The 7,701-nt window shown below is 62.4% G+C and carries 9 protein-coding genes; 4 read left to right on the top strand and 5 right to left on the bottom strand.

The genetic code is table 11. The features are described 5' to 3' along the window. The 5 genes from RN01_RS17130 to RN01_RS17110 form a co-directional block, all read right to left on the bottom strand. A partial coding sequence (locus RN01_RS17130) for a glycosyltransferase family 2 protein (RefSeq protein ID WP_039016707.1) occupies positions 1-441 on the bottom strand: 441 nt, incomplete at its 3' end. Next, positions 438-821 carry a GtrA family protein gene (locus tag RN01_RS17125; RefSeq protein ID WP_029309037.1) on the bottom strand — a complete coding sequence of 128 codons (384 nt, stop codon included), beginning with the start codon at positions 819-821 and terminating at the stop codon, positions 438-440. The genes RN01_RS17125 and RN01_RS17130, both read right to left, overlap by 4 nt. Further along, complete coding sequence (locus tag RN01_RS17120) at positions 818-2,443, bottom strand: glycosyltransferase family 39 protein (protein ID WP_039016706.1); 1,626 nt, start codon at positions 2,441-2,443, stop codon at positions 818-820. Before RN01_RS17120 ends, RN01_RS17125 begins: the two co-directional genes overlap by 4 nt. After that, positions 2,440-3,309, bottom strand: coding sequence for a trans-aconitate 2-methyltransferase (locus RN01_RS17115; RefSeq protein ID WP_039016705.1), 870 nt, complete (start codon positions 3,307-3,309; stop codon positions 2,440-2,442). The genes RN01_RS17120 and RN01_RS17115 overlap by 4 nt, the downstream gene beginning before the upstream one ends. 179 nt (positions 3,310-3,488) lie before the next feature. After that, positions 3,489-3,884, bottom strand: a complete 396-nt coding sequence (locus RN01_RS17110; RefSeq protein ID WP_039016704.1) for a hypothetical protein — start codon at positions 3,882-3,884, stop codon at positions 3,489-3,491. Positions 3,885-4,170: 286 nt separating this feature from the next. On the opposite strand from RN01_RS17110, the gene RN01_RS17105 reads away from it, so the two are divergent. From RN01_RS17105 to RN01_RS17090, 4 genes are all read left to right on the top strand, one after another. Continuing rightward, positions 4,171-4,566, top strand: a complete 396-nt coding sequence (locus RN01_RS17105; RefSeq protein ID WP_039016703.1) for a hypothetical protein — start codon at positions 4,171-4,173, stop codon at positions 4,564-4,566. Positions 4,567-4,638: 72 nt separating this feature from the next. After that, entirely contained in the window at positions 4,639-5,946 is a 1,308-nt protein-coding gene (locus RN01_RS17100; RefSeq protein ID WP_039016702.1) for a TolC family protein, read from the top strand. Then, entirely contained in the window at positions 5,943-7,505 is a 1,563-nt protein-coding gene (locus RN01_RS17095; protein ID WP_039016701.1) for an efflux RND transporter periplasmic adaptor subunit, read from the top strand. Before RN01_RS17100 ends, RN01_RS17095 begins: the two co-directional genes overlap by 4 nt. Beyond that, positions 7,502-7,701 (top strand): efflux RND transporter permease subunit (locus RN01_RS17090; RefSeq protein ID WP_039016700.1); only part of this gene is annotated, 200 nt, incomplete at its 3' end. The genes RN01_RS17095 and RN01_RS17090, both read left to right, overlap by 4 nt.

Genomic DNA, 7,701 nt, shown 5'->3' with positions numbered 1-7,701 from the left:
GCGATAGAAGCAGTGGGCCGTGGCTTTCTTCAGGAAGGATTCGCCCTCCCGGGTCCGCCGGGTCGCGTAGACGACATCGAAACCTTGCTCCCACTTGTCAATCAGGACGGGGATCAGCTCCGGCGGATCCTGCAGATCGGCGTCGATGACGACGACGGCGTCGCCGGACGCGGCATCGAGGCCCGCAGTCAATGCGGCCTCCTTGCCGAAATTCCGGCTCAATTCGATGATGCCGACCGTCTCATCAGAGACCCGTATTGTCTTGAGCACCTCGAGGGTCCGATCCCGGCTTCCATCGTCCACGTAGATGACTTCCGAGGCATAGGGAAGGGTTTCCAGGACGGCGCCGAGGCGTGCATGGAACAGGGGCAAGACCTGCTCCTCATTGAAAATGGGAACGACCACCGATACCGTCCCCTGCGACCGGTTATCCGAACTCATCGCGATTCCCTGTTCAGGAACGTCCAATTGGCATGCAACGTGTAGTTGATGAGCATGAGAAGAAGCGTGGACAGGAGCTGTGCAAGCAGGTAGTGCAGCCCCGCCCGCAGTCCAATCCACATGAATGCAGCGTTGAGCCCGGAAGCGAGCACTGAGACCGCCAGGAATCTCGCAAAGCGCGACGAAGCGCTAGACGCGAGAACAAACACCCATCGACTGCTCAGGAGGTAGTTCGTAATGAGCCCCACCACGCTGCCGACAATCGAACCCAACAATGCGATGGCTCCCTGCTCAACAATCAGGATCAGCACGAGGTAATGCGCCGCGGTCGCGGTCGCGCCCGTGACCAGATAGCGGAGGAATCTGGGCGACATCGTCATCGCTTCTCCACGAGCACCGTCGCCCCCCGGCGCGCCACCACTAGGCTGCCCGGCCCCAGGTCGGGGGACAGTTGCTCATAGGTTGCCTCGCGCATGACGGCGAGCTTGTGTCCGGACTCGCGCCAGCGCGGCAGGAAGATCGCGTAGCTATCGATCCACCGCTGGGGATCAACAGAAAAGCCAAGATCGAGTTCATCCCGGGCAACGACCACCTGGGGAAGCATTTCCGAGTAGAACGCCAAGCCCCTGTCGATCTGCCCGACGTTGAACAGAGCGGTATCGGCACGGTGCAATGCCTTGACGGCCTGGCCGATCGGCTTGATCGACAGGGATTCGAAGGCCATGGATGCCACGAGCCCAAGCTGAACGCTGCCAATCGATGCCAGCGCTGCCACCGCGACGGCAATGCCACGTCGGCCTGACAGGGCAAGGGCACAGGCAGCCAGCCCGCCCACCACCAAGGTCCCGATGGTGAGCGTGCTCCAGAACGAGAAATGACTGAGATCCGATATCCCCCGCTTCAGCACTTTGTCCGATAGCTCGGGGATCCACTGCAGGCCTGCGATCAGGATGCCGAAAATGACCATCAGCGAGAATCCGACCACCACCCATCTCGTGCGTACTCGCAGGATTGCGTCACCAACCAGTACGGCAAGCGGCGGAAAGGCCGGCAGGATATACAGGGGCAGCTTGGATCGCGAGACGGAAAAGAAGACGAGCACAATCACCGTCCACACCAGCAGGAACACACGCGGGTCAAATGTCCCCGAGCGTCTGGCAGGCCGGCAGCGCTGCCAGACTGTCGCGGGGATGACGCCAGCCCACGGCAGCATTCCCGCGACCAGTACCGCGGCGAAGAACCAGCCAGGCTTGTTGCGCGCATGAACGGAGGAGGTGAAGCGCGACAGATGTTCGTGGACGAAGAAGTAGTGAAGAAATTCCGGATTGCGAACCGACACTGCGACGATCCACGGCAGCGCGAGGACGCATGCGAACAACCCCCACACCCAGAAGGCGCGACGTCTGAACAGGTCGAACTGCCTCGTGAGCGCGGCGTAGACCACCATGGTCGCGGCGGGCAGCACGATCGCAATCAAGCCCTTGGCAAGGAAGGCCAGCCCCGCCAGGCCCCAGACGATCGGGTACAGGCGCCTATCGGAGTTTCTGACCGCCACCGCATAGACCAGGACGGCGCTGCCCAGCAGTGCCCCGACGCCGATATCTGTCGTGGTCAGATTGGAGCCCAGAATCCATAGCGGCGAGCCGGCCAGCACCAAGGCGGAGGCGAGCCCCACTCGCCGCCCGAAGAGTACCGTCGCCGACCAACCGGCGAACAGGATGGCACTGACGCCGATCAATGAACTCCAGAGTCTGGCGCTCCATTCACTGACGCCAAACAGCGCAAACGCAGCCGCGGTCGCCCAATATTGAAGTGGCGGTTTGTCAAAAAATTTGATGCCGTTCAGCCGGGGAGTTGTCCAGTCGCCCGAGATGTACATCTCACGTGCGACTTCGGCATAGCGTCCCTCATCCGGCTCGTAGAGCGGTCGGATCGACAGGGTCGCGGTCCACAGCAAGATGGTAACGACAATCAGCGAAAACCAGAGAAGGCGAGATTTCACGAAGCCTTCCTTGCTGCGACAAGCAAGGAGCCGCCCAACGGAAACCTCAGACCGGCGAGAATCAACTGCCGCTCGGCGGAACAGACGCCGCCAAAGATGCGGTTGAGCGTGTTGCCAATTCGAAAGCCATCGTCAACGGCGTCTTTGGGTGGCTTGAGCCGTTGTTGCAACCTCGACAGCGCCATCGCCGGAAGAAGAAGCGACATGAATGAGGTTACGTAGACGGGCTGGAATCCGGCCGCCTGTACTTTGCCAAGCAACTCACTACGCGTGTAGCGGCGCTTGTGTTTGGCAGCATCGTCCAGATGACTCCACAGGCTGGGATGCTGCGGCACGGTGAGAATAAGACCACCGCCGGCGCGACAAGCCCGGTACATCTCTGCCAGGACGAGTTCGTCGTCGTCAACGTGCTCGATCACGTCAAATGCCCCAATCACGTCAAAGGCAGCGGTAAAAGGCAACATCCTGGCGTCCATCTGGATGAACTGGGCGTTGGATTTGTTGCGTGCCGAGGTCAATGCCTGCAGCGACGCCTCGCCACCGCAGATTCTTGCATGCGGGAAGCACTGCTCGATGGCCTTGAGGTTCTCGGCGGTCCCGCATCCGATGTCCATGAAGGACCTGAGTGTCGGGAAATAGCTCTGCAGAACGTCGAGGATGAGTCGGCGACGATGAACGAACCAGAAGTGCGTGGCCTCGAGCTTTTCATATTCCTCGAAGAGGGGTTCGTGATAGCCGTCATGGTCGGCCAGCATGGCCGGCGCCATGCAGACCAAACCGTCCTGACTCATTGGTTGCCAGCCGCACGCGGCACAACTCCAGATTTCGTGCTTGATAGGGGCCCTGCACTGAATGCATGCGCGCATGGTCGTCTCCCGTTCGAGGTTCCTGCTCCGCGCGTTGGCTTGCCGACGCGCAGGCGAGGTTGTCCCACGGCAACGCGTCAACGCGGTGACGTGGCAAGTGAATTGATGCCTAGGAAAATAGGCGGACAGGCGTCGCAATCCGATTGGGGGCGGGATTGCAATCGGGGTGAAACCCAAATTCAAACAGGAATGGAGGGAGGACGAAGAAGTCCGTCTGGAATGAAACTGGTGAGGAGCGTGGCCCTGCTGCCAGCAACCTCGAACGATCCAGGCTGCCATAGCCAAAAGCCCAAGAACCATCCGGCGGCCTGGCTCATGGCGATGCACGCGTCGCAGGCGTAACCGTTCGCATCAGGATCCAGTTTTCCCCGCGAGGGGCTGAGCTGCGTATTGTGGTGGCACGGCGCGTCCGGGTTGCTGACCGCTTCCTCCACGTCGACCTCAAGGACCATCGTCGTGTCATTGCGCAGCCAATCATGCGCCAAACAGCCGACATGCGCCGACGCTCCCAAAGCCTGCACCGGCAATGCGAGTATCGTAAACCACAACAGGAGACGGTGCAGCAAGCGTGTCATTCGACGGCGCGGAAGAGCGGGGTTCGGTCTCAGCGTATTCTAGGGAGTCGGCCTGTCAGCAAAATGACTCCAGCATGACGGCATACCCACAGGCCAAGGATAGGAGCCTGCGACACGGACCTCCACTATGTAGCCTGGATCAATCGACTGGCCCCATAGCCTGCGCCCTCCAGCTTTGTGACTACCGAACTTCAGGTTGGCCTTTGATTTGGGACAATCGAGTGCACGATTGTCGCCGGAAGATAAATCAAAGGCTGCTACGATTCGCCCACTCAACTCCCGGCTCATGCAAGCCTCCCATCGCCGGCACTGGATTGCCGCCTTCCTGTTGATTTCGTTCCTGACAGTTCAGCTGGCAGCGGCTGCCTACGCCTGTGAGGGCAGCAGGTATGCGCTGAACATGACGGCGAGCATGGCCGCGATAGCGGAATCCTGTCCGGACATGGCAACCAAGCGCGGCAATTCGCATGACGGCCTGTGCCAGGCGCATTGCCACCAGGACGGAAAATCCGCCGATCATGCGACCCCGCAGCTTCCCTCATTCCAGGCGGCCTCGGTAAGTCCGGTAGCCACACCTGACCTGACACCGATCCTTGGCGGGTATCGGCTGGCCATGGACAACACCGTCCCACGACCGCCTCCCCGCCCGCTCGCGATCCTCCATTGCTGTTTCCTCATTTAGCCTCCGAAGCAACGTCCGCTATCGTGCCCTGAGTCGTCAAGACCAGGGGAGCCGTTGCATTGTGGAGGCTTTATGCTTTTGCGTTTTCCCCTAGCGCGCGGGCGGCGGTTGTCGCTCGCCCTCGCGCTCATCGCGGTCACCCATCCCGGATGGGCGCAATCGGCCGCAACCCTATCGTTACAGGAAGCCGTGGTTCTCGCCTCGTCTCACGCAGCGGACGCAGAGACGTCGCGCGCGGCGATCCAATCCGCCCTGGAAATGGCGGTTGCGGGAAGGCAATTGCCTGACCCGGTTCTCAAGGTTGGCATCAACAACGTGCCCGTGGATGGGCAGGATCGATTTTCCATCGGCACCGAATCGATGACGATGCGCTCGATCAGCCTGATGCAGGAGCTGACGCGATCCGCCAAGCGCGAAGCGCGCGCACGTCGCTTCGAAGCCGAGGCCTCGTCGGCGCAGGCGCAACGCACGACCGCCCTCACCGCAGTACAGCGCGGTGCGGCTCAGGCGTGGCTTGATCGGCTCTATGCCGAGCGGGCAACCGCCGTCCTGGCTGAACAGGCGCAGTCCATCGGGCTGATGATTGAGGCCGCCCGCGCTGCCTATCGCGGCAACCGCGGCCCCAGAACCGATATCCTGACGGCAGAACTTGAACTGCAGCAACTGCGCGACTGGGAGGACGAGGCGCGCGCCGCCGTGTCGACTGCTAGAGCGATGCTGCAGCGCTGGGTCGGCGACGCCGCCGGGCGCCCACTGGGTGAACGTCCGACGCTTGCGATGCCGGCATGGCTCGCCAATCTGGATGGCAGTGTCATCTCCAAGCTGCCCGATGTGGCCGCCGCCGAGGCCCAGGTCGGTGTTGCGGAGGCCGAGGGCAGCGTAGCACGGGAGAACAGAATTCCGGACGTCAGCGTTGAGCTGATGTACAGCCAGCGCGGGCCCGCGTACTCGAACATGGTTTCGGTCAATCTATCCCTGCCTTTGCCCTGGGACCGGAAGAACCGGCAAGATCGTGAGTTCGCCGCGAAGCTCTCACAGGCCGACGCCGCACGTGCCCAAGTCGAATCGATTCGACGTGGGCTGCTGGGCCAACTGCGCGGCAAGCAAGCCGAACTGAGCTTGAACCAGTCGCGGCTGGAACGTTATCGCGACGTCACGGTGCCGCTAGCCAAGGCGCAGACAGAAGCGGCACTGACAGCCTACCGCGCCGGCGCCGGCTCGCTATCCGCGGTCGCCGACGCGAGTCGCAAAGCGCTCAACCTCTCTTTGGAACGCCTGAAGCTGGAGGCCGCGACGGCTCGGCTGTGGGCCGAGCTTAATTTTCTGATGCCACTCGCGACTGAAGCGATACCGGCATCCACGCTAGGGGATCAACCATGAAAACGACCGCAATCGTGCGCGTCGCGATGAGCCTCGCCGTTGCGGCTGGCCTGGGTGGCGCATACTACCTTGGCCAACAGCAAGGCCATCAGCAAGCATCCGGCTCTGCAACGGTCAACGGCGCGCACGAAGGCCACGATCCGGGCACAGGTGCCGAGCCCGAGACCGGAAAACGGATTCTCTACTGGCGCGACCCGATGGTACCGGGCCAGCGTTTCGACAAGCCGGGCAAATCCCCTTACATGGATATGCCACTGATACCGGTGTATGAAGAGGACAATGCCGACGGCTCCGCTGTGCGCATCGACAGCCGCGTGACGCAGAACCTTGGCATCCGGACAGCGGAAGTGAAGCTCGGCAGGTTGGAGATGGCCTTGCAGGTGCCCGGCAATGTTGCAATCAACGAACGCAGCATCGAAGTTATCCAGGCGCGGACAACCGGGTTCGTCGAGCACACCTACGTCCGGACCACCATGGAAACGGTCCGCAAGGGCCAAGCGCTGGCACAGATCTATTCCCCCGACTGGGTGGCGGCGCAGGAAGAATACCTGGCCGTCGCACGCATGCCGGGGAACCCACAGCCCGAACTGCGCGACGCCGCACTGGCGCGCATGCGGCAGGTAGGCATGACAGACGACCAGATCCGCTCGGTGCAGGCAAGCGGCAAACTCCAGCCACGGCTCACGGTCAATAGCGCCGTCGACGGCATTGTCACTGAGGTCGGCGCTCGGGACGGCATGACCGTCCCCCCTGGAATGACGCTCTTCCGCATCGCCAGTCTGGCAACAGTGTGGGTGCTCGCCGAAGTGCCCGAAAGCCAGGCGGCTGCCCTGCGGCCCGGCCAGGCGGTCATGGCAAGCACCACGGCACTGCCGAATCGGGCGCTGCCCGGAAAGGTGGACACGATCTTGCCGGACGTAAGCACCGGTACGCGCACGATCAAGGTCCGGATCGAACTGCAGAACAAGGACAGAAAGCTGTTGCCGGGCATGTTCGTGTCGGTACGCATGGTGCCAGCGGGCGCAACAGAGCGCCTGATCGTACCCAGCGAAGCACTGATCTGGACCGGTACGCGCACGATTGCCATGGTGGCCAAAGGCGAAGGTGGATTTGATCCAGTCGAAATCAAGGCGGGCGCGACCGCCGGTGGCCAGACCGAGATCCTCGAGGGTCTGAAGGCTGGCCAGCAAGTCGTGGTTTCCGGACAGTTCCTGATTGATTCGGAAGCGAGCCTGCGCGGGACCGTCGCGCGCATGCAGGAAACTTCCGCAACCCCGGTTGACAACGCCGCCTCCGAGGCGTCGGCCGCCGGCCCCGAGCATCGCGCAGTGGGGCGCATCCAGTCCATCGGCGAGCGCAGCCTGACCATCGCTCACGACGCCATCCCGTCAGCCCAGTGGGGCGCCATGACGATGGAGTTTGCCGCGCCGCCAGCCGGCCTTCCGCAGGGACTGAAAGCGGGCGATCGCGTCGCGTTCAGCTTCCGGCTGGATCCCCACGGCATGGCGACGCTCGTCACCGTCGCGCCGCAAGCCCAGACCGCGGGAGCCAAGCCATGATTGCCCGATTGATCCTTGCCTCTATCCGCAACCGCTTCCTGGTCCTTCTTGCCACGGTGATACTGACCGCGTGGGGGCTGTGGGCCGTGCGAAGCACTCCACTGGATGCCCTGCCCGACCTCTCCGACGTGCAGGTCATCATTCGCACCCCATTCCCTGGGCAGGCTCCCCAGATTGTGGAGAACCAGGTCACCTA

This window comes from Cupriavidus sp. SHE (assembly GCF_000812445.1).
Lineage (GTDB): Bacteria > Pseudomonadota > Gammaproteobacteria > Burkholderiales > Burkholderiaceae > Cupriavidus > Cupriavidus metallidurans.
The sequence above is the reverse complement of the archived record's forward strand: the minus strand, read 5'-3'. Positions and strand labels throughout refer to the sequence as shown.

Bases quoted from the DNA above. Each gene is read 5' to 3' on its own strand.
- RN01_RS17125 (WP_029309037.1), bottom strand. From the start codon at position 821: ATGACGATGTCGCCCAGATTCCTCCGCTATCTGGTCACGGGCGCGACC.
- RN01_RS17115 (WP_039016705.1), bottom strand. From the start codon at position 3,309: ATGCGCGCATGCATTCAGTGCAGGGCCCCTATCAAGCACGAAATCTGG.
- RN01_RS17110 (WP_039016704.1), bottom strand. From the start codon at position 3,884: ATGACACGCTTGCTGCACCGTCTCCTGTTGTGGTTTACGATACTCGCA.
- RN01_RS17105 (WP_039016703.1), top strand. From the start codon at position 4,171: ATGCAAGCCTCCCATCGCCGGCACTGGATTGCCGCCTTCCTGTTGATT.
- RN01_RS17100 (WP_039016702.1), top strand. From the start codon at position 4,639: ATGCTTTTGCGTTTTCCCCTAGCGCGCGGGCGGCGGTTGTCGCTCGCC.
- RN01_RS17095 (WP_039016701.1), top strand. From the start codon at position 5,943: ATGAAAACGACCGCAATCGTGCGCGTCGCGATGAGCCTCGCCGTTGCG.